The 24,363-nt window shown below is 64.3% G+C and carries 21 protein-coding genes and 1 pseudogene; 8 read left to right on the plus strand and 14 right to left on the minus strand.

Annotation, left to right across the window (positions count from 1 at the left end; genetic code table 11):
* Window positions 1–61 precede the first annotated feature (61 nt).
* Together ACSFC5_RS18145 and ACSFC5_RS18150 are read left to right on the plus strand one after the other, a co-directional pair.
* Window positions 62–1,360, plus strand: a complete 1,299-nt coding sequence (locus ACSFC5_RS18145; protein WP_440766651.1) for a DUF2334 domain-containing protein — start codon at window positions 62–64, stop codon at window positions 1,358–1,360.
* Window positions 1,361–1,413: 53 nt separating this feature from the next.
* Window positions 1,414–2,913, plus strand: coding sequence for a glycosyltransferase family 2 protein (locus ACSFC5_RS18150; RefSeq protein ID WP_440766985.1), 1,500 nt, complete (start codon window positions 1,414–1,416; stop codon window positions 2,911–2,913).
* A gap of 130 nt (window positions 2,914–3,043) precedes the next feature.
* Here ACSFC5_RS18150 and ACSFC5_RS18155 read toward each other — a convergent pair.
* From ACSFC5_RS18155 to ACSFC5_RS18165, 3 genes and pseudogenes are all read right to left on the minus strand, one after another.
* Window positions 3,044–3,314 (minus strand): annotated as a pseudogene (locus ACSFC5_RS18155) (hypothetical protein).
* A 102-nt stretch (window positions 3,315–3,416) separates the two neighbouring features.
* The gene (gene wecB, locus ACSFC5_RS18160) at window positions 3,417–4,526 is read right to left on the minus strand and encodes a non-hydrolyzing UDP-N-acetylglucosamine 2-epimerase (RefSeq protein WP_440766652.1); all 1,110 of its coding nucleotides are present in this window, start codon (window positions 4,524–4,526) and stop codon (window positions 3,417–3,419) included.
* Window positions 4,526–5,602, minus strand: a complete 1,077-nt coding sequence (locus ACSFC5_RS18165) for a DUF354 domain-containing protein (RefSeq protein ID WP_440766653.1) — start codon at window positions 5,600–5,602, stop codon at window positions 4,526–4,528. The genes wecB and ACSFC5_RS18165 overlap by 1 nt, the downstream gene beginning before the upstream one ends.
* 804 nt (window positions 5,603–6,406) lie before the next feature.
* Here ACSFC5_RS18165 and ACSFC5_RS18170 point away from each other — a divergent pair.
* Window positions 6,407–7,192 (plus strand): 23S rRNA (uridine(2552)-2'-O)-methyltransferase, encoded by a 786-nt coding sequence (locus ACSFC5_RS18170; RefSeq protein WP_440766654.1) that lies wholly within the window; start codon window positions 6,407–6,409, stop codon window positions 7,190–7,192.
* A gap of 112 nt (window positions 7,193–7,304) precedes the next feature.
* Here the strand turns inward: ACSFC5_RS18170 and ACSFC5_RS18175 are convergent, their stop codons facing one another.
* The 3 genes from ACSFC5_RS18175 to ACSFC5_RS18185 form a co-directional block, all read right to left on the minus strand.
* Window positions 7,305–7,577, minus strand: coding sequence for a hypothetical protein (locus ACSFC5_RS18175; protein ID WP_440766655.1), 273 nt, complete (start codon window positions 7,575–7,577; stop codon window positions 7,305–7,307).
* Between the two features lie 50 nt (window positions 7,578–7,627).
* Window positions 7,628–7,810 carry a ribbon-helix-helix domain-containing protein gene (locus ACSFC5_RS18180; RefSeq protein WP_440766656.1) on the minus strand — a complete coding sequence of 61 codons (183 nt, stop codon included), beginning with the start codon at window positions 7,808–7,810 and terminating at the stop codon, window positions 7,628–7,630.
* 145 nt (window positions 7,811–7,955) lie between these two features.
* Entirely contained in the window at window positions 7,956–10,289 is a 2,334-nt protein-coding gene (locus ACSFC5_RS18185) for a twin-arginine translocase subunit TatC (RefSeq protein WP_440766657.1), read from the minus strand.
* Between the two features lie 142 nt (window positions 10,290–10,431).
* Between ACSFC5_RS18185 and tatC the strand changes: the two genes are divergently transcribed.
* From tatC to ACSFC5_RS18200, 3 genes are all read left to right on the plus strand, one after another.
* Window positions 10,432–11,379, plus strand: coding sequence for a twin-arginine translocase subunit TatC (gene tatC / locus ACSFC5_RS18190; RefSeq protein ID WP_440766658.1), 948 nt, complete (start codon window positions 10,432–10,434; stop codon window positions 11,377–11,379).
* Window positions 11,380–11,762: 383 nt separating this feature from the next.
* Window positions 11,763–13,934: an assimilatory nitrate reductase NasA gene (gene nasA / locus ACSFC5_RS18195; RefSeq protein WP_440766659.1), complete on the plus strand. Its 2,172-nt coding sequence runs from the start codon at window positions 11,763–11,765 to the stop codon at window positions 13,932–13,934.
* Window positions 13,935–14,393: 459 nt separating this feature from the next.
* Window positions 14,394–16,166 (plus strand): nitrite/sulfite reductase, encoded by a 1,773-nt coding sequence (locus ACSFC5_RS18200; RefSeq protein ID WP_440766660.1) that lies wholly within the window; start codon window positions 14,394–14,396, stop codon window positions 16,164–16,166.
* Between the two features lie 184 nt (window positions 16,167–16,350).
* Here the strand turns inward: ACSFC5_RS18200 and ACSFC5_RS18205 are convergent, their stop codons facing one another.
* The 6 genes from ACSFC5_RS18205 to ACSFC5_RS18230 form a co-directional block, all read right to left on the minus strand.
* Window positions 16,351–16,488: a hypothetical protein gene (locus ACSFC5_RS18205; protein WP_440766661.1), complete on the minus strand. Its 138-nt coding sequence runs from the start codon at window positions 16,486–16,488 to the stop codon at window positions 16,351–16,353.
* A gap of 223 nt (window positions 16,489–16,711) precedes the next feature.
* Window positions 16,712–17,068 carry a hypothetical protein gene (locus tag ACSFC5_RS18210; RefSeq protein ID WP_440766986.1) on the minus strand — a complete coding sequence of 119 codons (357 nt, stop codon included), beginning with the start codon at window positions 17,066–17,068 and terminating at the stop codon, window positions 16,712–16,714.
* A gap of 251 nt (window positions 17,069–17,319) precedes the next feature.
* On the minus strand, window positions 17,320–18,204 hold the full coding sequence (gene larE / locus ACSFC5_RS18215; protein WP_440766662.1) for an ATP-dependent sacrificial sulfur transferase LarE: 885 nt from the start codon (window positions 18,202–18,204) through the stop codon (window positions 17,320–17,322).
* Between the two features lie 66 nt (window positions 18,205–18,270).
* Entirely contained in the window at window positions 18,271–18,561 is a 291-nt protein-coding gene (locus ACSFC5_RS18220) for a cyclase (protein ID WP_440766663.1), read from the minus strand.
* Window positions 18,562–18,616: 55 nt separating this feature from the next.
* Window positions 18,617–19,591 (minus strand): Gfo/Idh/MocA family protein, encoded by a 975-nt coding sequence (locus ACSFC5_RS18225; protein WP_440766664.1) that lies wholly within the window; start codon window positions 19,589–19,591, stop codon window positions 18,617–18,619.
* A 113-nt stretch (window positions 19,592–19,704) separates the two neighbouring features.
* Complete coding sequence (locus ACSFC5_RS18230; protein ID WP_440766665.1) at window positions 19,705–20,505, minus strand: hypothetical protein; 801 nt, start codon at window positions 20,503–20,505, stop codon at window positions 19,705–19,707.
* A gap of 139 nt (window positions 20,506–20,644) precedes the next feature.
* Here ACSFC5_RS18230 and ACSFC5_RS18235 point away from each other — a divergent pair, with 139 nt between their 5' ends.
* Together ACSFC5_RS18235 and ACSFC5_RS18240 are read left to right on the plus strand one after the other, a co-directional pair.
* Entirely contained in the window at window positions 20,645–21,214 is a 570-nt protein-coding gene (locus ACSFC5_RS18235; RefSeq protein WP_440766666.1) for a DUF6789 family protein, read from the plus strand.
* 137 nt (window positions 21,215–21,351) lie between these two features.
* A complete protein-coding gene (locus ACSFC5_RS18240; RefSeq protein ID WP_440766667.1) occupies window positions 21,352–22,227 on the plus strand; it encodes an ABC transporter permease in 876 nt (291 codons plus the stop codon).
* A gap of 302 nt (window positions 22,228–22,529) precedes the next feature.
* On the opposite strand, the gene ACSFC5_RS18245 is transcribed toward ACSFC5_RS18240, so the two are convergent.
* Together ACSFC5_RS18245 and ACSFC5_RS18250 are read right to left on the minus strand one after the other, a co-directional pair.
* On the minus strand, window positions 22,530–23,627 hold the full coding sequence (locus ACSFC5_RS18245; protein ID WP_440766668.1) for a glutamate-cysteine ligase family protein: 1,098 nt from the start codon (window positions 23,625–23,627) through the stop codon (window positions 22,530–22,532).
* Between the two features lie 235 nt (window positions 23,628–23,862).
* Window positions 23,863–24,357 carry a YciE/YciF ferroxidase family protein gene (locus ACSFC5_RS18250; RefSeq protein ID WP_440766669.1) on the minus strand — a complete coding sequence of 165 codons (495 nt, stop codon included), beginning with the start codon at window positions 24,355–24,357 and terminating at the stop codon, window positions 23,863–23,865.
* Window positions 24,358–24,363: the final 6 nt, after the last annotated feature.

Raw genomic sequence — 24,363 nt, forward strand, 5'->3', positions numbered from 1 at the left:
CGCGCCCCAGCCACTTTCAGATAACTGTCAGTACTGATGGTCACCGCTCCCCCAGTAGGTAATGACTGACGAACCCCCGACTCCCTGTCCGCACTGTGGCTCGCGGTCGTTCGCCGACGATCGGATCGTCGAACACGACTGCGGGCATGTCGCCTCACTCGAGGCGTTTTCCGACGGCTGTAAGAAGTGCGGTCGGTCGGCGGCTGGCGGGGAGTTGTCGCCGCTCCAGACGATCGATCGCTGTCTCGACTGTGGCCACCGGTCATCCGCGTCCGACGCGGAATCCACTGGCTCGTTACCGACGGTCACGTTCCCGACGCTTCCGTCGTCCGAGGACCATCTGAACTGGGTGCCAGCGCGGTTGGTCCCCGAATCTCAGCGGGTGCGACAGCTTTTCAGCACCGTTCTCGTGGTGATGGTGCTCGTCGCCGGTATCACCGGCGCGGTGTCGGTGACGCCGATGCTCGAAGGCGAACCTGCCGAACCGGCGTCAGTCGACCGCTCCTGGGAGGAGTACGACTCGATCGTCGTCTTCAGGAACGACGACATTCAGCCGTGGTACAACCAGGACGAACTGCGCGCGGTCAACCAGGTGTTCCTCGACGAGGAGGTGCCGGTCACGCTCGGGATCATCCCCGACACGGCCGGTGAGGCGACGCTCACCGACGATCCCGAGCTCTGTCCGTACCTGCGGTCGCTCGAGGCGGACGCGCCCGGTCAGTTCGAGATGGCTCTCCACGGCTACACCCACGAGCAGGAAACCGACTTCTACGACGGGAGCGAGTTTGGCGACCTCTCCCGCGATGAGCAACGCGAGCGACTGGCCGACGGCGAGGCGCTGCTGGCCGACTGCGTCGAGTCGCCGTCCTCGACGTTCATCCCGCCGATGAACACCTACGACACGACGACGGTCGAGGTGCTCGCCGAGTCGAACTACACGACTGTCTCCGGCGGCCAGTGGTTTACCGACCAGTACTACGACACCCCCGAGTCGGCCGTCTTTGAGGCGGGCGGTCTCACTCACGTCTCCGAAACGCAGGCGTTCGAGGACTGGAGCGCGTACGGTGAGTCGGGCGACGACGAGGACGAGGTCCCCTTCCACGACCTCGAGACGCTGACCGACTCGTTCGACGAATCCCACGCGAACGGCGATATTCACGTCGTCATGCTCCACTACCAGTACTTCACGACCGAGGAACGACTCGACCAACTCCAGTCGCTGATCCAGCACATGAACGACGAGGACGACGTCGCCTTCATGACGATCGAACAGCTTTCAGTCGGCCTCGAGACCGGCGCGATCGAGGAGACCGACGACGGCTGGCGCGTCCTCGAGCCGATCGCCGAGGTGAGCCGATGAACGTCGGGCAGTCGGTCTCGGCCACGGTTGCGGTCGCGGTCACATTTTGGCGGATGATCGGGCGCGGCGTTCGGGCCGTCAAGTGGCGGTCGGTCGCCCTATTTCTCTCGGCGCTGGTGCCGTTCGGGCTGCTCGTCGATGTCATGTCCGTCGGGACGCTCTACGCGCTCGCGCTTCTGGGCGGCCTGCTGGCCGTCTATCTCGGCTGGTCGTACTACGTCGTCGAGCGCGCACCACAGTACGGCGGCCTGTTCGGCGCGCGAGCGCTGGCGGTCGGCCTGGTCGGCTACGTCGCCGTCATCGTGTCTCTGGGCTGGCTCGTCCCATCACCGATCGCGCTGGTTCACCTGGGAGCCGTCGTGTTGATCTTCATCTACTACTGGTTCATCGCGTTCATCGCGCTCTTCCACGACCAGATCGGCCGCTCGAAGTACGAGCCCGAACCGCCGTACCCGAGCGTCACCGTCCTGATCCCCGCGTACAACGAGGAAGGCTACGTCGGGCGGACGATCCAGTCGCTGTTGAACACCGACTACCCGACCGACTTACTCGAGATCGTCGCGATCGACGACGGGAGCACTGACGACACGTTCGCGGAGGCGAACGCGTACGCTGGGGCGTACGAGCGGGTCTCGGTCGTCACCAAGGCGAACGGCGGCAAGTACTCCGCGCTGAACTACGGCCTGCTGTTCGCCAGCGGTGACGTGATCGTCACCGTCGACGCGGACAGCATCGTCGACCGCGACGCACTGAAGCATATCGTCGCGCCGTTCGGCGCCGACGAGGGGATCGGCGCCGTCGCGAGCAACGTCACGATCTGGAACCGCGACTCGCTGGTCACGCGCTGTCAACAACTCGAGTACACCATCGGCGTCAACATCTACCGCCGGGCGCTGGACTATTTCGGGATCGTGATGGTCGTCCCCGGCTGTCTGGGTGCCTACCGTCGCGAGGTCTTAGAAGAGGTCTTTGCCTACGATCCGGATACCCTCACCGAGGACTTCGACGTCACGATGAAAGTGCTCCGGACGGGTCACCGCGTCTCGGTCAGCGACGCTCGCGTCTACACGGAGGCGCCGGCGACCTGGCGCGACCTCTACAGCCAGCGACTGCGCTGGTACCGCGGGAACTACATGACCGTCATCAAACACTGGTCGGTCGTCACCGATCCGTCCTACGGCTACCTGAACCGGATCGCGCTCCCGTTCCGGCTGATCGAGATGTTCTTCCTCCCGCTCGCGAGCTTCGTGGTTCTCGCGTACATCGGCTGGCTCGTGGCCTCGGGCCACGTTCTCACCGTCCTCGCGGTGTTCGTCTTCTTTACGAGCATCGTCTTCCTGATCGCCGCACTGGGGATCCAGATCGAGGGCGAGGACTGGCGGCTACTGGTCTACGCGCCGCTGCTCGTCGTCGGATACAAGCAGTTCCACGACGCGCTCAACATCAAGTGCCTGTTCGACGTCCTTACCGACCGCGATCTCGGCTGGACGCGGGCCGACCGAATCGAACAACAGCCGACCGCGACCCAGGAGCCGGAGCCGTCAGCCGACTGATCGCCTCGTCAGCCGTGACGACACGTCCTGCGGTCGATCGTCCACACCTCGGCGGGAACACTGCCGGCCCGGCGTTCCAACCGACTGGAGTCGGATCGCTCGAACACAACCTGAACGATGAGTCTCCTTCTCACGACTCGATTTTCTCGACGATCTCGAGGGCCTGTTCCTCGGGCCTTCGCTTCGCCGACGTGCTCGTCGATCAGCACGCTGGTCACCTCCCAGTCGTCCTCGCCCTCGAGCCTGCCGGGTCGGACCTCGCTCCCCTCGGAGACGGACTCGGCCGGTTCCTTCGCCCAGTCGGGCGTTCGGATCTCGTCGTAGCGATCGGGGTCGCGAAACCGAACGTGGATGTAGTCGTCTTCCGTCTCGACCAGTTCGACGTCGGGGCTGTCGGTCATGGCTACTCGGACTCCCACCGTCCGCCTAAGGGTAGCCCCTGAATACGCCTCCCTCGAGCGAAGCCGTCCAGCGGTCACGCGCGTCGCGTTCGACCGACACCGTCAGTCCGACGCCAGCGGCTCGACCGCCAACTCCGACTCGGCAGTGTCGACGTATCGCTGGAGGATGTCCGCGATCCGACGGCTGGCCTTCCCGTCGCCGTACGGTTCGGGCGTCTCCTCGGGCGTCCGATCGCCCCGCAGCGCCTCGCGAATGGCGTCTCCGTCAGCCCCGACGAGTTCGTTCCAGCCGGCGTCGACGGTTTCCGTCCACTCCGTCTCCTCCCGCATGGTCACGCAGGGCGTCTCGAGGAAGAAAGCCTCCTTCTGCACCCCGCCGGAGTCCGTCGCGATGCGCTCGGCGGTGTCGAGCAGGCGGACGAAGTCGAGGTAGCCTAGCGGTTCGATGATCTCGAGTGCGTCTTCCGCTCGCTCCCGAAGGCCGTACTCCTCGAGTCGGTCGATCGTTCGGGGATGGGCCGGGAAGACGACCGGCAACGGCGCGTCCGACAGGGCGTCGAGGATCGACTCGAGGTTCGCCCGGTGGTCCGTATTGTGCTGGCGGTGGACCGTCGAGAGGATGAACTCGCCCGCCTCGAGTCCGAGGTCGTCGAGGACGTCCGATCGGTCCGCGACCCGCTCGCGGACCTCGAGAATGCTGTCGTACATCACGTCGCCGGTCCAGTAGACGCTCTCGGTGATCCCCTCGTTCGTGAGCGCGTCGACGGCCCGTTCGCTCGGCGCGAAACAGAGATCGGAGGCGTGGTCCGTCAACACGCGGTTGATCTCTTCGGGCATCTCCCGGTTGTGACTGCGCAGCCCTGCTTCGACGTGAGCGACGACGACATCGCACTTCGAGCCGACGATGGCTCCCGCGAGCGTCGAGTTCGTGTCGCCGTAGAGCAGGATGACGTCCGGCTCGGTCTCCTCGACGACGGGTTCGATCTCGGCGATCATCTTCGCCGTCTGGCGGCCGTGGGTGTCCGATTTCACGCCGAGATTGAAGTCAGGCTCCGGAATGCCGAGTTCGTCGAAGAAGACGTCCGACATCTCCTCGTCGTAGTGTTGGCCGGTGTGGACTAACACCTCCTCGCCGACGGCCCGTAGCTCCCGCGAGACGACCGCGGCCTTGATGAACTGGGGTCGAGCGCCGACGATCGAACAGACCCGCATCAGCTCACCTCCGTGACCGTTCTGGCCGGCTGCGTCGGCTGCGTGTCGCCGTAGGAGGTCGCGATGTTACAGATCAGCTCCGTCAGGTTGTCCATGTCCGCGACGTACTCGTCCCGCCGTCGTTCCCAGCGGTCGGTCGTCGAGTCGTCTGCGAGCAGTTCCTGTGACTGCTCTAAGACCGCGTCGAACGACTCGAGGTTCCTGATCAGGCCCGCGTCCTCGAGTTCGATGAAGTTCCCCATGTCCGCCTCGCCGACGAACGAGTTCGAGCGGATCGCGGGCGTGCCGAGCAGCGCGGCCTCGGTGACCATCGTCTGGGTGTCCGCAACCAGCAGATCGGCCGCCGCGAGCGCGTCGTGCATTTTCGCGGGATGGAGATCGAACCGCCGCGCCGGGAGGTCGTCGAAGTCGAGCTTGCCGCCCTCGTCGGAGACGAAGATGGTCGCGTGTTCGGAGAGCTCCGAGAGGAGTCGTCGTCGCTGCTCGAGCGAGAACCCCTTCTTCCCGACGTCGTGGTGGCCGTTGAACGCGTTGAACCGAACGATAGCGTAGGGTTCGTCCGGCCCGACGCCGAGATCGTCCCGAATCGACGGGTTCGGTTCGAAGACGTCGGGGTGGAGGTAGGCCGACTCCGCGACGCCCGAAAACTTGTAGTGTTTGCTCCCGAGGTCCTTTCGGAAGGCGGTCGGCGTCAGAATCGCCCGAACGAACGGCCGGGCGATCACGTGATCGAACGACGTCTCGGAATCCAGCACGGCGATCGCCGGCGTACGGGATAGCATGCCGGCGGCCGCCGCGTACGGCCCCTTGCCGAAGATGACGTCCGGATCGAATTTCCGGACGCGACGGGCGATGTTGTACAGGTGCGTCGGGATTTCCCAGGCAAGCGACTGCAGTGACTCGCTTCGTTTGCCGTAGGTTTCGTACGGGAGATCGTGATACGAAAGGAGCGCTTCGGTAAATTCGTCGCTTCTGGCGAAGACGAGGACGTCGTGACCGCGGTCCTCGAGTCGCTGGACGGCGTGTTTGTATTGATGGACGTGAGCCGGTGTGTTATTGAAGATCAAACATTTCATTGATACTCACCGCTAGTGGCACTTGCATACCTTCTTCCGTGACACCTTGTTATGGCTATTGTAAGGTGTGAATGTATCCAAAATGAGAGTTATGTGCGGCGGAGAAATACATCGAAACTGGGTGGATATCTATCGAACCAGATAGTGTCTCTTACCGCTTTTTTCGGGCCTATTCTGGGGGGATAGTGCATATTAGCTTCGACACTGCTTTGGAACGTCCTGGCGAAATCCGGCTGAAAAGCCGATTCATCTCGAAATATCAGTTCCCTATCTGACATACAAAAATGTCGAATTTGATTATTTTATTATCAGCTTTAATACCATAGTTCGAACGTCGGAACCCGTAGACGGCTCCCTGTATTGTGCCACTAAACGGAACGACGATGGGGGGAGTGGACGGTTGCCTGCTGTCAACGAACGGTACATCCCATTACGGCGGCGGATGCCGGTGGCTGATGCCGTCGGGAACGGGCGGCGACCGTCTCGAAAACCATGCGAATTTATTTCACGGCTACCGATATCGGCGTCCGTTCGGCCCTGCTGTAGCGTGCCGTGTGCGATAGAATGCGCTCGATCGACCGGGTTTCGTCCACGCTCGAGACGCCCTCGACGTACGGGTGTGGCCCGCTGTCGGCCGACGCAAACCGACTCGATAGCTCGGCGTTCGGCGACCGAAGCCGAGCGCTCACCATCGGAGACGCTATCCGATGTGCCTTTCCGGGTCGACCCCGTCTTCGCTCGTATGAACGCGAATTCGCCAGCGGTGTGCGGCCAACGCGGACCGGGAACGTCGGTGAGCGAGAGATGACCCGAAAGGACGACTACTACAACCGAGCGAAACAGCAGGGATACCGCAGTCGAGCCGCGTACAAGCTCAAACAGCTCGACGACCTCGAGAACGTCATCGAGGGCCGAGACACGGTCGTCGACCTCGGCGCCGCACCCGGCGGCTGGCTGCAGGTCGCCGCCGAAAAGGTCGGCCCGCAGGGGACCGTCATCGGGGTCGACCTCCAGCGGATCAAGGAGTTGGAGGATCCGGCCCTGGTCGATCAGGTCGAAACCCTCCGCGGGGACATGACCGAGGAGAAAACCCGCGAGCGGGTCGTCGAAGCCGCGGGCGGCAAAGTCGACGCCGTCGTCTCGGACATGGCGCCTAACATGTCCGGCGAGTATTCGCTCGACCAGGCTCGGTCGCTGTACCTCGCGCGACAGGCGTTCGAGACCGCCCTCGAACTGCTCGACACCGGCGGCAACTTCGTCGTCAAGGTTTTCGAGGGGCCGGACGTCGACGAGTTCCGGGCGGACGTCGAGGACGAGTTCCAGTACGTTCGCGTCACGTCGCCGAAAGCCAGCCGCGAGGAGTCCTCCGAGGTCTTCTTCATCGCGAAGGGGCGACTCACCGCCCCGGTCGCGACGGGCGACGAACTCGAGGTCGAGATCGTCGACGTCGGCAGCGAGGGCGACGGCATTGCGAGCGTCGAGGGCTACCGACTGTTCGTCCCGTCGACCGAGAAGGGCGACGTCGTCACCGTTCGCGTCGAGGACGTCAAACCGAACTTCGGGTTCGCGGAGCCGCTCGAGGACGACTGAGTCGGTCTGCTGTATCGGTTTGTCGGAGAACTACAGGGACGGGTCGCGGTCGCTCCGAAACTGACGTGCAGTCGTCCGTGCGAGCGCCGAGCGGTCGGATCGGAGCCCCGATCTACTTCTGTTCTCGTCGCTCCGCGCGTTCGTACGTGAGTTCGAACTGCGAGAGCGCCTCGTCTCCCGTCGCGACGTAGAGCGCCTCGAGGTGGGCGAACAGGTTGTCGGGCAGATCACTGTCGCCGTCCTCGCACTCCTCGTGACTGATCGCGAGCTCGTCGTAGCAGTGGCCGATCGCCTCGTGGAGCGCGCGCTGTGTGGTCGTCGTGAGCGGAACCTCGACGGTCTGGCTGTCGGAGTCGCCCACTCGTTCGATTGCCGGTGAGGTCATGGCTCTACAGTCGCGTACCATCATATAATAGCTTCCGCCAATGGTAATTTCTAGTCGCGTTCGTCGTCCTCGAGTCGATCGTGGCGTTCGTCGATCTCGTCCAAGATGTCGAGCGTCTTCCGGATCGAGGCGCGGATCGCGTCGCTGCGGTTGACGAACTTGCCGTCGTCGCCGACGTGGCCGTCGAGATCGTCGAGGAGTTCCTGGGGAACTTCGACGCTGATCTTTGGCATACGCCTTATCGTTGGGAACAGGGGTTCTTAAGGGTCCGTGGCTGGGACACCGCTCGCAAGGAGTGTCGGTGCGATCCGTCCGAACGCGAATTTCCGACCGATCTCGAGTCGGAATCGCTTCGCAGCCCTCGGCTGTGGCCCGTCGTCACTCCGCCGTGCCGGCGTCCGGCTCCGGTTCGGGGGCGCTCTTGCCGCCGCCACCGCCGAACAGCCGGCCGCCGCCGGTGAGCACGTAGAGGACGGCCAGTCCCAGCATGTAGGTCAGGGCGATCGGAATCGCGACCAGCAACATCGTGAGGATGCCCTTCGGGCTGAGGAAGGCGGCAGCCGTAAAGATGCCGACGACGATCGGTCGCCAGCGATCGAGCATCGTCCGGTAGCTGACGATGCCGCCGATGTGGAACAGCGCCATCGTGACGATGATGTTGAACAGGAAGCCGACGCCGAGGGTGGTGTAGATCACCAGCCAGGAGAAGCTGTTGATCCGGTAGGTGACGACCATCCCGTTCTGGACGGCGTCCGTGATGAGATACGAGATGACCATCGGGGCGATCCAGTAGAAGCCGAGGAACAGCCCGACGCCGAAGCCGGCGAAGAGCGCGCCGCCCCAGACGAGGAACACCCGCGGGTCGCCGCGGACGAGACCGCGCTCTCTGGCCGCCGGCCAGCCCCAGTACATGACCAGCGGGGCGATGGCGATGAAGGCGAGAATCGTGCTCACCTTCACCATGAAGATCAGCACCTCGACGGGGTGTAAGGCGATGACTAATCCGAGTTCGCCGATCAGCTCCGGCGTCACCTCGCCCGTCGCAGTCGTTCCGTCGGTGACCTCCTCTAACACCTCCGGCGGGACGCGGTCGACGAACTGGGCGAGGATGATACCGAACCCGCCCTGGTACAGCGCGAGGAACGTGCCGCCGAGGACGGCCATGAAGACGCCCACGATGTAGATCGTCTTCGAGGTCAGGCTGTCGACGATGAACGCGAGGTCGTAGGCGTAGCCGCCGATATCCTCCTCGGTCGTCTCGTCTTCCGTAAAGGGATCGAGCATCCCGGCGGCCGTACTCGAGAACACGCTCCCTTCTTCCTCGCCGGCGGATGCGGTTCCGCCACCGCTCGTTGCCCCTGGCGCACCACTCGCGTCGCTGGCTCCGTCGGCGTCCGCCTGCCGTTGTTCCTCGAGCCCGTCGTACCGATCGAGGATGGCCTGCGCCTTGTCCCGGTTGTCGTCGTACATCGCCTGCCGGGAGTACTCGAGGGCCGTCTCCTCGTCCATCGCGAGGAAGACCTGCGTCGGGACCTCCTCGATGTCCTCGGCCGCGAGGGTCTCGAAGTCGATATCGTCGTGATCCTCTGCGCTCCTGATATCGTCCTCTCGCGGGTACACTGGCGCCTGAAGCACCCGTACGGTGTAGATAACGAGACAGAGGAAGGCGATGCCGAGGGCCAGCAGGGCGCCGGCAGCGACGTCACCGAGCAGGCCGTATTCGGCCGCGAACGACTCGATGCCGAGCGTTCCCTCCGGTCTGAAGCCCGACGGAAGGAGCGGGTAGACCGACTCCTCGAGGTAGCCAAAGCCGTCCTGATTGAGGAAGGCGGCCATCGCCACGGTGACGGCCGTCAGCGCGCCGACGAGTTGGAGCACTCGCCGTTTCATCAGCGCAGTGCCGGTGTCGAGTTCGGCCGCGCCGCGCCGACGGATGTTGGCGACGACCTTCGCGAGTCCGAGGCTGAACGCGTAGAGGGCGACGAGAGGGACCGCCCACATGATCAGGGTGAACGGGTCCGGCGGGGAGAACATCGCGCCGAAAATCGTGATCGCGACGATCGCGTGACGCCACTTGTCGCGGAACGTCTCGTACGGGATGATTTCGGTGTACGAAAGGACGCTCATCAACAGCGGCAGCTGCGCCGCGAGGCCGAACGAAATCGTCAGCAGGGCCATGAACTCGGTGAACTCGGTGATCCCCCAACTGGGGTTGACACCGGCGTCGTGGGCGACGGTCCCGAGGAAGTCGAACGCGTAGGGGAAGAAGATCGCGTAGGCGTAGAAGACGCCGATGCAGAACAGCACGAACGAGGTCAGCGCGAAGCCGGCCATGTACGTCTTCGAAATCGGAACGACGGAATCGATACCGCGCTCACGGAGCGCTTCCCGGGAGAAGTACAGCAGCGCCGGAATCGAGATGATGATCCCGACGAGCATGCCGATCTTCGCCTGTAACAGGATGACCTCGAACGGCGTCCGAGTAATGATCTGCGTCGCCTCCGCGACGGTTTCGTTCATCTCCGCTTTCGCCGTCGCCTCGAGAAAGCCCCAGATCCATATTCGGAGCGCGTAGAAGGAGCCGACGAAGCCGATGGTGAAGACGATGAACACCTTCTGCAGATGCGTCTGCGCGCCAGACAACACTGCGCCGATCGTCTCACGGCCAGTGTTGATCGCTTTGGCCGTATCCTCTCCGACGGCAGAACTCATTTACTGCCTGTGGCTAACTGATATCCGGTTATCAACCTTTCGAGTGCTGAAACGATAACTGCCGGTTTCGAGACCTTGTCCCTCTCGTGCAGTGTTCGTAAGAAAAAGGCCTATAACCGGTGGCCGTCTGATATTCCGATAGATGTCGGACGAGCCGGTGGACGACAGGGATGGCGTGGACCCCGTCGACGAAGCCGCGGAGCCACGGGAGACGGATAACGAGCAACCGCCTTCCGAGAGCGACCGCGATGGAGGCTCCGATCTGCCGGTCGAAACCGACGGCGAGGGTATCGTCGATCGTCCGGACAGCATCGACGAACCCACCTACCCCGATCCGGACGACGACGTTGGCGGCATCTCGACGCCGCCGGACGACGAGGAGATGCCGCTGGCCGACCACATCGAGGAGATGGTGCTTCGGTTCGCGGTCGTCTTACTCGTCGGCGCGGCCGGGACCTCGATCGGGCTGCTGTTCGCCTCGGACGCGATCAGCTACGTCTGGACGGATATCTTCCCGTACGCGGCCGAAGAGGTGCCGCCGCCGCACGTCTACCACCCGCTCGAGCTGTGGCTGACCCGGATTAAGTTCTCGGCGCTGCTCGGGATCATGGTGGCGCTCCCGGTGTTCGTCTACCAGTGTTACCTGTTCATGCGACCGGGGCTCTACCCCCACGAGCGCAAGTACTACCTCGCGGCGGTGCCGATGAGCGTCGTCCTCGCCGCGCTCGGAATGCTGTTTTCCTACGTGCTCGTGTTGCCGGTGCTCTTCCAGTACTTCACGTTCTACGCCGAGGGCAGCGCGGACATCGCGTACGCGCTCGGCGAGACGTTCAACCTGGTCATCACGCTGACGGGCTTCCTCGCGATCGTCTTCCAGATTCCGCTGTTCATCATGCTCGCGATCATGATGGGCGTGACGACCCGCCGCTGGCTGGCCCAGAAACGGCTGTACTTCTGGGCGGCCTTCTTCGGGCTCTCGATTATGTTCACCATGGATCCGACGATGATGGCTCCCATCCTCGTCGCGCTCACCATGATCCTGCTGTTCGAGGGGACGCTGTTGGTCCTGAAGTGGGTCGGACGGGAGTGACGGTTCGATCTCTCGTCGCGTCGCATTCGACGCTCGATCGTGAGCCGTCGGTCCGGTTGTCTCGCTCGACTCGAGCGGACGGGTTCTGACGCCAGCTATCGGTTCCCCCCGACCGACGAACCGTCTCGTGAGGCGTGGACGCTCGTTCGGTCGACCGTCACCGTCCGATACGTCTACGTCCTTATATTCCTCCTATCCATCCGTAGATTGCTGGTATTCTCGCTTTATCGACTCAAAATGTGTGGTTTGTAAACGATCACCGTTTAGTAGTTGTATACGTTTTCTATTTCCGTGAACGAGTGCATGATGTTGAGTCAAATTTTTGCTGCTGGGTGTGTTTGTAAATCGCACACCGCGCGGTTCGAGGTCGGGAGGTGTCGTCCGTGACGGAGCTCGTCCCGACGACGTGTATGCGCTGTGCGGTCGGCTGCGGACACGTTCAGCGAGCCGTCGAGCAGGGGTACGGCCTCGACGTCGTCCGCGGCGACGCCGCCCATCCGACCAACAACGGGCTCGCCTGCCAGCGCGGCATCAGCGAGACCGTCGACCCAGGCGGCGAGTGGCTAACGCGGCCGCTCGTCCGGCGGGACGGCGAACTGGTTCCGACGACCTGGGAGACCGCACTCGAGCGCGCCGCGGAAGGGCTCGATGGGGCGCTCGAGGACGGCCCGGACAGCGTTGCCGTGCTCGGCAGCGGCCAGCAGACTAACGAAGCGGCCTACGCACTCGGCAAACTCGCCCGCGGCGGCTTCGGCACGCGGTACTACGACGCCAACACGACGCTGTGTATGGCGTCGGCCGTCACCGCCTACTACGACGCCTTCGGGAGCGACGCGCCGCCGCCGACCTACGACGATATCCCCGAAGCGAACACGCACCTCGTCTGGGGAGCCAACCCCGCGGCCGCCCATCCGGTCATGTTTCGGTGGATAAATCACTCGGCCCAACAGGACGACTCCGAACTGATCGTGGTCGACCCCGTCGCGAGCGAGACCAGCGAGGTCGCCGACCACCACGTCCCCGTCGAACCCGGCGGTGACCTCGACCTCGCCCGCGCGGTCCTCGCCCGCATCGTCGAAACCGACCGCGTCGACGAGGCGTTCGTCGCCGAGGCGACGGACGGCTTCGACGAACTGTGCGACCAGCTCCCCGACGGCGAGACGGCCGCCGAAGCCGCCGGCGTCTCCCTCACGGACGTCGACCGGATCGCCGACGCGCTCGAGGATCCCACGCTCATCTACTGGGGAATGGGGATCAACCAGAGCGTCAACGGGACGGCAGCCTCGGGCGCGCTGATCGATTGCTGTCTCGCAACGGGCAACCTCCGCCCCGGCTCCGGCCCGTTCTCGCTGACCGGGCAGGCGAACTCGATGGGCACCCGCGTCTGTTCGTCGAAGGGGAGTTGGCCCGGCCAGCGGCCCTTTACCGATCCCGACCACCGCGAGGAGGTCGCGGACACCTGGGACGTCCCCGTCTCGCGACTCCCGGACGACACTGGCCCCGGTCCGGTCGGCATCGTCGACGCGATCGGCGACGACGTCTCTGCCGTCTACGCGGTCGCGACCAACCCCGTCGCCGGCATGCCCGATACGACGCAGGTCCGCGACCAGCTTGAAGACGCCTTCCTCGTCGTCCAGGACGCGTTCCGGAGCGAGACGGTCGAACTCGCCGACGTCGTTCTCCCGGCGGCAACGTGGGGCGAGTCCGAGGGGACGACGACCAACATGGAACGAACCGTCTCTCGCGTGCGTGCCGCGACGGACACCCCCTCGGGAATCAAGACTGACCTCGAGTTGATCGGCCAGCTTGCCGACCGGCTCGTCCCCGACCTGTTCGAGGCCCCGCTCGAGCCGAAAGCGACGTTCGAGGAACTGGCGGCGCTGACCGCGGGAACGCCCGCCGATCTCTCGGGGATCGGCTACGAACGTCTCGAGGCCGAAGTCGGAGTTCGGTGGCCCGCTCCCGAACCCGACGTTTCGGGCGGCTACCGCTACTACGAGGGACCGCTGGCCGACGAGGATGCGGAGACGGAGGACGCTGGCACCGGTGCGTCCGAGGCCGACGAATCGTGGTCGTTCCCCACGCCGTCCGGCCGCGCGCAGTTCTCGACGGGTGAGGCTCGGCCGCTGCCGGAGCCGACCGACGAGCAGTTCCCGCTGACGTTGACGACGGGGCGGCGTCCGGACGCGTACAACACGGGCGTCCGCACCCGCGACGACGAACCACCGATCGCACGCGTCAGCCCCGCGACCGCCGCGGCGCTCGCCGACGAACTCGTCGAGGGGGAGATGGCCACGGATGCGGACGGCGTCGCCGACGCCGCGGAGTACACGCAGGTCGTCTCCCGCCGGGCCTCGGTCACGGCCCGCGTCGAGGCCGACGAGTCGATCCCCGACGGCGTCGTCTGGCTCCCGATTCACCACCCCGCGGTCAACGACCTCACCCTGCCGGACGTCGATCCGCGCTCGAAGGAACCGAACTTCAAACAGTGTGCAGTGCGACTCGAGGCACCTCGCGAGCGGGAAACCAGAGCCGTCGCCGAAGTCAGCGCGTGACGCTCGTACCGAGCGCGACCTTCCTTCGTTCTTCTCTATCAATTCCTGTCTCCGATTCTTGTTCGGTCTTTCATCGAACGAACACATCGACTCGTCTTCCCCCGTTCCCGATCTGATTCGGCAACTACCGTCTACCGCGGGAAGGATGTCACCGCTTCCTGGTTACGATTCGTTCACGCTGTTTGGAATCATCCATTCGATCCGTGCTCGCGTTCGCCGACGCCCGTGGGGTCATAATTACGATTTGATCGGTGGCTGCTCACATACATCCTAGTACAGAATATATTTCATTGTACATTCTGCGTCTGATCCTAAAACGCCACTGCAATTGTTCATTTGTAAACGATTAGGGTTATATGCGTTAGGTACGTGATGCATAAACGTGAATTGCGAAATGTTTGGAGAGAAAATGCGCAAATCTGCGCCGGTTCGTTCGTTCGGAGACGGGGTGAGTGTCTGATGGTTCACAAGAAAGAAGAACAGAAGGCGGACTGTTACGGCGACGAGGTTCGCGAGCACATCCTCGAGTTCGCCGAAAACGGCGGCTACGAGGCGGTTCCGGAGGACGAACGCGAGACGTGGTTCACCCGGTTCAAATTCTGGGGGCTGTTCCACCAGCGCAGCGGACAGGAGTCGTACTTCATGATGCGGTTGACCAACGCCAGCGGCATCCTAGAGCCGGGACAGCTGCGCGTCATCGGCGAGGTCGCCCGCGACTACGCTAAGGGCCCCGTCGCGAACCCCGAGTTCGGCAACGGCTGGATCGATCTGACGACCCGTCAGTCCGTCCAACTCCACTGGCTCAAACTCGAGGATGTCCCCGAAATCTGGGACACACTCGAGGCCGAGGGCGTCCACTCGCGCTCGTCGGGCGGCGACACGATGCGGAACATCTCGGGGTCGGCGCTCCACGGGAAGGTCGAGGAGTACGTCGAGTCCGGACCGCTGCTCGAGCGGTTCGAGGAGGAGCTTCGCGGCGACGACGCGCTCGCGAACATGCCCCGGAAGTTCAACATCAGCGTGACCGGCTCGAAATCCGGCTGCGCGCAGGACTCGCTCAACGACATCGGCTTCGAGCCTGCCCGGAAAGAAATCGAAGGCGAGACGATCAAAGGATTCAACGTTCGCATCGGTGGCGGCCTCGGCGGTCGCCAGCCCCGCGCCGCGACGCCGCTCGACGTCTTCGTTCGTCCCGAGAACGCCTACGAGGTCGGCCGCGCGTTCGTCGAACTCTACCACGATGAGGGCGGTCGCACGAACCGTTCGAAGAACCGCGGCCGGTTCTTCGCCGAGGACTGGGGAATGGAGAAAATCCGCGAGACGATGCAGGCGGAGTACGTCGACTTCGAGATGCACCGCGCGGGCGAGGACTTCCGCGACGAGTACACGTACAACGCCGGCCGCCCTACCCACGAGGGCAAACACGACCACGTCGGCGTCTACGACCAGAAACAGGACGGGCTCAACTACGTCGGGCTGAGCGTGCCCGTCGGTCGTCTCCCCGCCGAAGACGCGATCGCACTCGCCGACCTGGCCGACGAGTACGGCTCCGGCGAACTCCGACTCACCCGCCGACAGAACCCTGTTATCGTCGACGTCCACGACGACGATCTCGAGGATCTGCTCGCCGAGCCGCTCCTCTCCGAGTACCCGCCCGAACCGAGCGCGTTCGAGCGCGGGGCGATGGCCTGTACCGGCACGGAGTTCTGCTCGATTGCACTCACGGAAACGAAAGGCCGGATGGCCCGAATGCTGCGCTGGTTCAACACGAACGTCGAACTGCCGGACGATGTCGGCAAAATCAAGATGCACTACTCCGGCTGTACCGCCGACTGCGGGCAGGCGATGACCGCGGACATCGGTCTGCAGGGCATGCGCGCCCGGAAGGACGGCGAGATGGTCGAAGCCTTCGACATCGGCGTCGGCGGCGGCGTCGGCGAGAACCCCTCGTTCGTCGAGTGGATCCAACAGCGTGTCCCCGCCGACGAGGCCCCCGGTGCGATCCGCAACCTGCTTCAGGCGTTCGCGGCCCACCGAGAGGACGGAGAGACGTTCCGCCAGTGGGTCGAGTCGGTCGGCACCGAACAGCTTGTCGAGTTCTGTGAACCCGAGGAAACCGACTTCGAGGCGCCGTATATGGCCGACGCCAAGCAGTCGTGGTACCCCTTCGCGGAGAGCGAGTCCGCGGCCGCCGCGATAGGCGAGGAGTCCGCCGCGCCGTCCGACGATTAGCTGGCAGTATTTTCCGAACGATTCGTGTCGTCGCTGTCGCTCTACTGCGGTGATTCCAGCGCTGTTGCTCGCTGATTCAGTACGTCCGATACGGCGGTCGCTGTGCCCTGCGGTTAGCGTCGCGTTCTCCGCTGAAAGTGTGGCGTTCTCGTCTCCGGTTCGTCACTACCAGCGCCGTCTCGGGTTATCGCGAGAGTTTGCTGGCGAGTCGCTCGAGGGCGCTCGTGAACCCGAGCGTCGGGGTTCCGGGCATGTAGACCGGGACGTCTGATTCTTCGGTTAGTTCGGCGACCGTCGGTTCGGTTGGATCTCTCGTGCTCATACACCTCCTTGGCGCCGGAGGCATTTACGTTCTTGCAAATTTACTTTCCGAACCAGCAATCATCAATCGTTAATGAGTAATATTCGCACGGTATCCGGTACATTGGTACGCTGACACGCGGTCGCTTCGAACCGATGACGACGACTGATCGCTCTCGTCGTGGGACGGTCTATCGCCCGCTCGAGGCGGGCGGAAACGAACGACGACCGACCGCGCTTGCTTGTTACCGGTGCTCGCGCGTTCGCTGGTGGGCGTACTCGAGGGCGTCCTCGAGCGATCCCGGGCCGTCGTAACTGGCCGAAAAGAGGTCCATGAACTGGGCTGCGATCCGATCGCAGCGATTGAAGGTGAGTACGGTTCTGACACGGATCGTTTCGGAGAGGTCGAGACCGGGGTAGGTCGTCACCGTCAGTGCGTAGCCGGGGTGGTCCTCCCCGTCGAGCGACGCCGGTGCGACCTTCAGCCGCAGGTCACCCGATTCGTGACGATAGGTCCGATACTGCATTTCCCGGTCGGTGTCGGCCGGGGTATACGTCCGACACTCTTCCGTGTTCCACTCGAGCGGCACGTCAGCGTCCATCATCCAATGGTACCCAGCCTAGTGCCACGTCCGTATCGAAATGCGCAATATTCCCGGACGTTAGTGGGAAAATCCACTACTGATGGGTTCTCCGCGGAAAAGACGGTTATATTTTGGAAAACTGTTGGTCGAAAGCGCGCCATTCCGTACGATATCGAAATCCCACCCGGGATCGGCGACGGAATCGGGGCCGAACGCTCACGGGTACGGACAGATCTGCAGGTGAGAAACCGGGCGACTCGAGAGCCCGGTCAGTCGTCCGTTTGTGACTTCGCGGCGAAGACGTCGTCGACGAGCGGCTCGTCCGTCGCGGATTCGTCCTCGCCGTCGGCCGCCGGACTCACGCTCCCGGTCCGGTAGCCGTGGAGGTCCAGCGTGACGTGGTCGAATCCGTGGCCTTCGAGTTCGTCGCGAACCGTTTCGACGAACTCCACTTGGAGCGCCCGCTCGAGTTCGTCGGGGGCGACCTCGATGCGCGCGAGGCCGTCGTGGTCGCGGACGCGGAACTGATCGAAGCCCCACTGACGCAGCAACGCTTCGGCGCGCTCGACGCGGGTAAGTCGCTCCTCGGTGACCTCGAGCCCCGTCGGAATGCGCGAGGAGAGACAGGCCATCGAAGGCTTGTCCGCGACGGAGAGCCCGTACTGCTCGGCGATCGCGCGCACCTCTCCCTTTGAGATGTCGTGTGCCAGCAGCGGCGAGTGAACCTCGAGTTCGTCGACCGCCTGCAGTCCGGGTCGGTGGCCCGCGCCGGGGTCGTCCGCGTTCGTCCCGTCGCAGACGGTCTCGATGTCGAACTCGCGGGCCGTCTCGAGCATCTCGCCGAGGCGCATCGTCCGGCAGTGATAGCAGCGATCGTCGTCGTTTGCGACGAAGGCGTCGCTCTCGAGTTCGGAGAAGGCGACGATCTCGTGACGGATGCCGATCTCCTCGGCGACCCGCCTGGCGTCCTCGAGTTCGGCCTCGGGGAGCGTCTCGCTCCTCGCAGTACAGGCGACCGCGTTCTCGCCGAGGGCGTCGTGGGCGAGTGCGGCCACGACGCTCGAGTCGACTCCGCCGGAGAAGGCGACGAGTACCCCGTCCCGATCCGCGAGGTCCTCGCGGGCGGCCTCGAGTTTCGCCTCGACCGTTGTCATGGCCCGTGGTTCGCACTGGACGGGCAAAAGCGCGTTGTCGTCGCGGCGTCGAAACGGCCACGCGCCTCAGACGTCCTGTTCGTGGACCCGATCGAGAAGTCCGGACTCCGGAACGTCGACGACGCCGGCGTCGTCGAGCACCGCCTGAAACTCGGCCGACTCGAAGTACTCGAGGGCCTCCTCGAGACGGTCGTCCTCGATCTCCTGGATGACGAGCAGCGTCGTCGGATCGGCCCGCTTTCGGAACACCTGGGTCCCACACGAGCCGTGGGCCGCACGCGCGTCGGCGTTCTCCTCGTGGTGGGTCTCCCACGTCTCGTAGTCCTCGATCACGTGTTCGGCGTAGAGGTAGACCATCGATTCCAGTACCGTGACGGCGCACAATAACGGTGGGCCCCGGGTCGTGCTCTTCTCAGATCCCGATGGGGCGTCCCGACTCCCCGCTCTCTGTCAGCGCGTCGACCACTCGCATGTTCGCGACCGCCTCGTCACCGTCGGTTCGGGGCGCTCGTGCCGTCTCGACGCTCGAGACGAACGCCTCGACCTCGAGTCGGTACTGATCGACCGGCTCGAACGTCTTGACGCCGCGCCGTCCGTCGATTCGGTACTCCAGCTCGAGCGGCTCGCCGTCCGGCGGATTGAAGGCGTTTTCGACCTCGATCCAGCCGTTCGCGGCCTCGACGCGGTAGCGCTGGATCTCCCGGGTGTCGAAGCCGGAGGCGACGCGTGCGGACGCCCCGTCGCCGTACTCCAGAATCCCGGCCAGTTCCGTGTCGACGCCGGCTCCGCGCGAGTCGTGCGTGTGGGCGTACGCTCGCTCGGGCTCGCCGAGGAACTGTCGGACGACCGAAACGGGGTAACAGCCGACGTCCATCAGGCTCCCGCCGACGAGTGCTTCGGACAGTCGGATATCGTCCGGCCGACCGAACAGCGGGAACTTGAACGCGGCCGTCACGGAGCGGACGTCCTCGAGTTCGTCGCGCGCCAGTTCGATCGCCCGCTCGGTCCGCGGGTGGTATCGGTACATGAACCCCTCCATCAGCGTCACGTCGCGGTCGGCGCAGTGGTCGACGACCTCGCGGGCTTCGTCGGCGTCGACCGCCAACGGCTTCTCACAGAGGACGTCGATGCCGGCGTCGGCCGCCCGCTTCGTCCACTCGGCGTGCAGGGCGTTGGGGAGCGGAACGTACACCGCGTCGACGTCCGCGCGCTCGAGCAGGGCCGCGTACCCGTCATAGCAGTCGTCGATCGCGTACTCGTCCGCGAGCGCCCGCGCCGACTCGAGGTCCCGAGAGGCGATGGCGGTCACGTCGTGGTCGGTGGCTTCGACGGCCGGGAGAAACGCCTTTCGTGCGATACCCGCCGTACTGAGGACGCCGAAATGCATACGTCGTGTTGCTCGAGCGCACACTAATACTCTGTCGAACGTCCCGATTCACACGGCATTCTCGCTGCGGAAGAGCGGTCGTGCTGCGTCGTCGGCTGTAGACGGTGTCCGTCTCAACGTCCGTACGATGATCCGGACCGATCGACGGCCGTTCGCATCGCGTCGCGGGCGTCCGCGGGGACCTCGTCGGCGGCCATTCGTTCGTCGAGTCGCCAGCGGCGCTCGAGGACGACCGCGCCGTCGGTTTCGCGGTAGCCGTCGAACCGTTCCCAGGGGCAAAAGGAGGTGGCCACGGTGCCCGACTCGATGTATCGCAGGCCGTGCTCGCAGGCCTCGTACGTTCGATGTCGACGGACGCTGATCTGTAGGATGACGATCCCCGCGACGGCACCACTCAGGAAAAACGAGGGAACGCCGTGGTGCGTCGCGGCGAACGCGCCGACGCTGCCGACCGCGAGTCCGACCGTCCCGACGTGCATCCACCGTCGTCGCCGCGGGTCCCGGTTCGCGACCCAGCGCGCGCGGACGTCCCCCGCGGCTCGCTCCGCGTAGACCCTGTTTCCGAGGATCCAGAGCGCGAGCCCGACCCCCATTAGTCCGATCAGCGGGAACAGCACGGACAGCGAGACGTCGACGGCGCCGAGGGTCTCGTCGAGAAGTATCAGTCCGACTCCCGGGACCATCGCGGCGAACACCGGCACCGCGAGCAGTCGACGACGCCCGAACGCGACCCACAGGTCCGGACGACCGCCGAGCGAGAGCGCGACGGCTACCGCGAGGAGCCAGAAGCCGACGGAGAGTCCGGTTCCGTCGACACCCGCGACCGTTCCGGCGAGGTATCCGAGGAGGCCGACGTAGACGCCGGCCGCCATCGACGGTCCGTCGACGTATGACTGACCGTCGGGCGAGGACATTGTTACGACGTCTGAACAGTTCTTTCGGTAAACATGCTTTGGTTGGGTCGTCTCGAGTCAGTCTCTCCTCGAGCGACCCGTCCACTGCACGCCGGACTGTTAAGTCATCGTTCGTGGTAGAACGCCGCCCGAGAACACCATGTCGCTATCAAATCGATTACGACGGTTGCGGTCGACGAGCGAGTCCAAGGAGGGCCCCAGAGCGATGGCCGAGCAGTCGCGAGCGGAGCACGCCGCCTACGCGGCGATTCGCGGCCTGCAGGCGGGGTTCGTCGCGACCATCATCATGACGGCCTTCCGGCTGCCGATCCTGCGGTCGCTGCCCCCGTCGGCGAACTTCTACTCGCAGTACGTCTCCGGCGGCGACCCGGAGGACCATCCGGTCGCCGGACTGCTCTTGCACTTCGTCTACGGCATTCAGGCGGGGGCCCTCTTCGGCGCGCTGTTCGCGCTCCAGGACGCCGAGCGCTCGATCGAACCCGAACAGCGCGGCATCGTCTGGGGATCGATCTACGGGATGGCCCTCTCCGCGTTCGGCTCGCAGATCATGCTGAAGGAGGTACTGGACATTCAGCTCGACGCCGACGAACTCGCGCTGTTCCACGCTGGCCACCTCGTCTACGGACTGTCGCTCGGCGCGTGGGTCGGCTCCCGCACCGAGGGCGTCGAGGATCCGGAGGAGGAGTACGAGTACGACGACGGTAACTGAGTTCACAACTTCCCGCTTCGATTCGTGGCGTTTCTAGCATCTCTCTGTCCCGTCTTACCAACGATTAGCAGTCGTATTACGATGGACCGATTCGGGTCATAACAACCTGTAAACCCCGCAGGCGATGGGGTTTGGATATGGAGATCGGAGTTGTTCTCGGCGTCATCGCGATCGGGTTCATCCACGGGGTGTTGCCGGATCACGGCTGGCCGATCGCGGCGACGTACGCGCTCAACAAACAGCGTCGCTGGCTCTACGGCTTCCTCGCGGCGCTGATCCTCGGGGTCGGTCACCTCGTCAGTAGCGTTGTCCTCGTGTTGGCGTACTTCTGGTTCAGTTCCTTCGCTGACTTCGCGGACGGCCCGTGGCTCGGCGTCGTCGCCGGGGCCCTGTTGATCCTGCTCGGCATTCACGAGTACCGCCACGGCGGGCACGGATTGGACGAGCACGCACACGACGGAAACGGACACGACGACCACGAGCACGAACACTCACACGAAGCGAGCGAACAGAACGAACACAGCCACCACGAACACGGTCCCCACGAGCACAGCCATCACACCGACGGCGGGAGCGAGGCGCACTCGGACCACGAGCACGCACCCAGTGCTCACGACAGCCACGGACACCACGATCACGACGACGACCGCGGCCTCCTCGAGCGCATCCGAAACGCCCTCCCGGGCGGTGGCGGCCACCAGCATCTCACGGAGGAACACGCTGAGCGCGGACTGCTCGCGCTCGGAACGACGGCGCTTCTGCTCGGCTTCGCCCACGAAGAGCCGATTCAGATTCTGGCGATCTGTAGCGGCGCCGGGACGGAGCTCTGCCTCGAGTTGATGCTGATCTACTCGCTGGCAGTCATCGTCGCGATCATCCTCCCGACGCTGCTGTTGATCGCGGGGTACGAACACCACCGCGAGCGCATCGAGCGGTACACGCCCTACCTGCCGACGATCACGGCCGTCGTGCTGATCGGGATGGGGATGGCCTTTATGTTCGGGTTCATCTGACGGTTCTCCCCCCGCTCGACGTGACTCCTACTCAGTCGTCGGTAACTCGACTACGGTTCGAATCAAGGACAAGACACCGTTTCAGTCGTCCAGTCTATATGCCCACGTACCTTTTTCTCGTCGGGTTCGCTCGCGTTGCTCGCTCACCGCTCCTCCAAAAATCTACGCTAAAAAGGCCACTCGCTCCCGTTGGTCGCTCGCGGGTGCTGTGCTTGTGCTCCGACCGCAGCGGTAACGCCTCCGCCTACACTGATCGCAATGGTCACGACTACCCCAAACAGCAAAGTCGCACTCCTGTCCCGTTAGGCCTCGAGCGACTGCACGAGACGGTCGACGTCCTCCTCGAGCAGACTCGCGTACTCTAATCGCAGGTCGCGGGCGTCGCTCTTGGGGACGAACTGTCGACCGTCGATCCGCGTCGAAATGGGATGGTAGTCGGCGACGGAAAAGCCCATGCGATCGAGGTATCTCGTGACCTCGGTCGAGTCGAGCCCGTCGTGCATCGCGGCTTCGGAGAGGTCGCAGGCGGTGTCGAACTCGGGGAGGCAGATCCCGTCGCTCGTGACGTGACCGGTGTTTCTGGGGTCGCTATCCCGTTCGATCTCGACGGTCGTGTGGTGGAGTTGTTCCATGACGGACCGGAGTTCGTCGGTCAGTCGAAGGAGCTGACTCGGCAGCGCCGCGTCCGGCGAGCGCCACTCGACTGTCGGCATCGCCTCGCGCAGGCGAACCGGCGTCCAAACGACGTCGTCGGGCGAGAAGTGTTCCTCGACTGCGCGTTCGTCGATGCCTTCCTCGAGCGCCGCCTGCTTGAACTCGTCGTAGCGACGCTCGAGGCGACGGTGCCACTCGCCGACGCTCTCGACGTAGTGCCAGAGCTGGCCGTGTTTGGGGAACTCCTCGTAGCTCTTCTTCCGGTAGCAGTAGGCGCGAGCGCTGCTGGCGATCCGTTCGCCTTGATAGTACGGCGAGGAGTTGACCAGCGCGAGCGCGGCGTCCAGCGCGATGAGCGCGTTGAGCTGGTCGGTGACGTTTCGCTTCTCGACGTGGATGTGCGTGCCGGCGCAGTACTTCGCATAGTCGAAGTTCTCGCCGACGACCTCTTTTTGGATCCGGCCGCGTTCGTCGGGTCGTCGCTCGATTTCGTCGCTGTTGATCGGCGTCCCCAACGGGACGAGTCGTTTGTCGACTCGCCGCGCTCTCGAGAGGACGTCGTCGAGTTCCTCGACGAACGTCCGCTGGAGTTCGTCGACCGTCTCACAGGGGGGCGTTTTCAGCTCGAACAGCGGCTCGACGAACTCGCGTTCGGTCTGGTCGGAGGTTTCCGCCAGCGCGCCAGGGGACGTGAGTTCGCCGTCGGCGTCGATCACCCAGTATTCGACTTCGATGCTCGTATTCATACTCGAGATGGAAGCTGATCGGCTATCACGGTGTCGTAGCGGCTGCTCTCGTCGCGGGTTAGTTGTACCCTTCTGTCGTCGTATCGCGCGTCGCTATCGTCGGGTTTCGAGATAGTTGCACGCGTTTCGTTGAAGTGACGGTGCCTGCAGCCGCCTGCCGTTTCTCCCAGTCGGGACGTCGAGCTATCGATTCGGTCCGCGAGCCGTCTCGGCTGTCAGCTACTGCCCGCCGTCGCTACGTCTCGTCGGCGGCGACCAGTTCCAGCGCGGAGCGCTCGGCTTCGAGGTCTTCGAGCGCGTCGAGGGTGGCTCGCTCCTCTTCGAGAATCGCCTCGAGCGGCTCGACGACGTCCTCGGCGTAGGCAAGCCGTCCGGCGAGGGTGAGCAGCGACTCATAGGCCCTGATCTCGAGTCGCTCCGATAGGAGGGCAATCTCGAGGGCGCTCGGGACCGTCTCCAGCGACTCCTCGTGCTGTCGCCACGATTTCGCCACCCCGTCGGCGGTTCGCGTTCGACTCGCGTGTGGCTGTCGGCCGAGCGCCTCGAAGAGGCCTTCGAGCCGGACGACGTGGTCCTCGGTCTGCTCGCGGTGGGTCGCGAGCCGGTCCGCGAGGCCCTCGTCCGACGTGCTCGCCGCCATTTCGGTCAGCAGTTCGACCTGCGTCCGTTCGACGTAGTACGCGCGCTGGAGCTGATAGCCGAACAGATCCTCGAGCGTTTCGACGTTCATGGGTTG

The sequence above is a fragment of the Natronorubrum marinum genome (assembly GCF_052040125.1).
GTDB lineage: Archaea > Halobacteriota > Halobacteria > Halobacteriales > Natrialbaceae > Natronorubrum.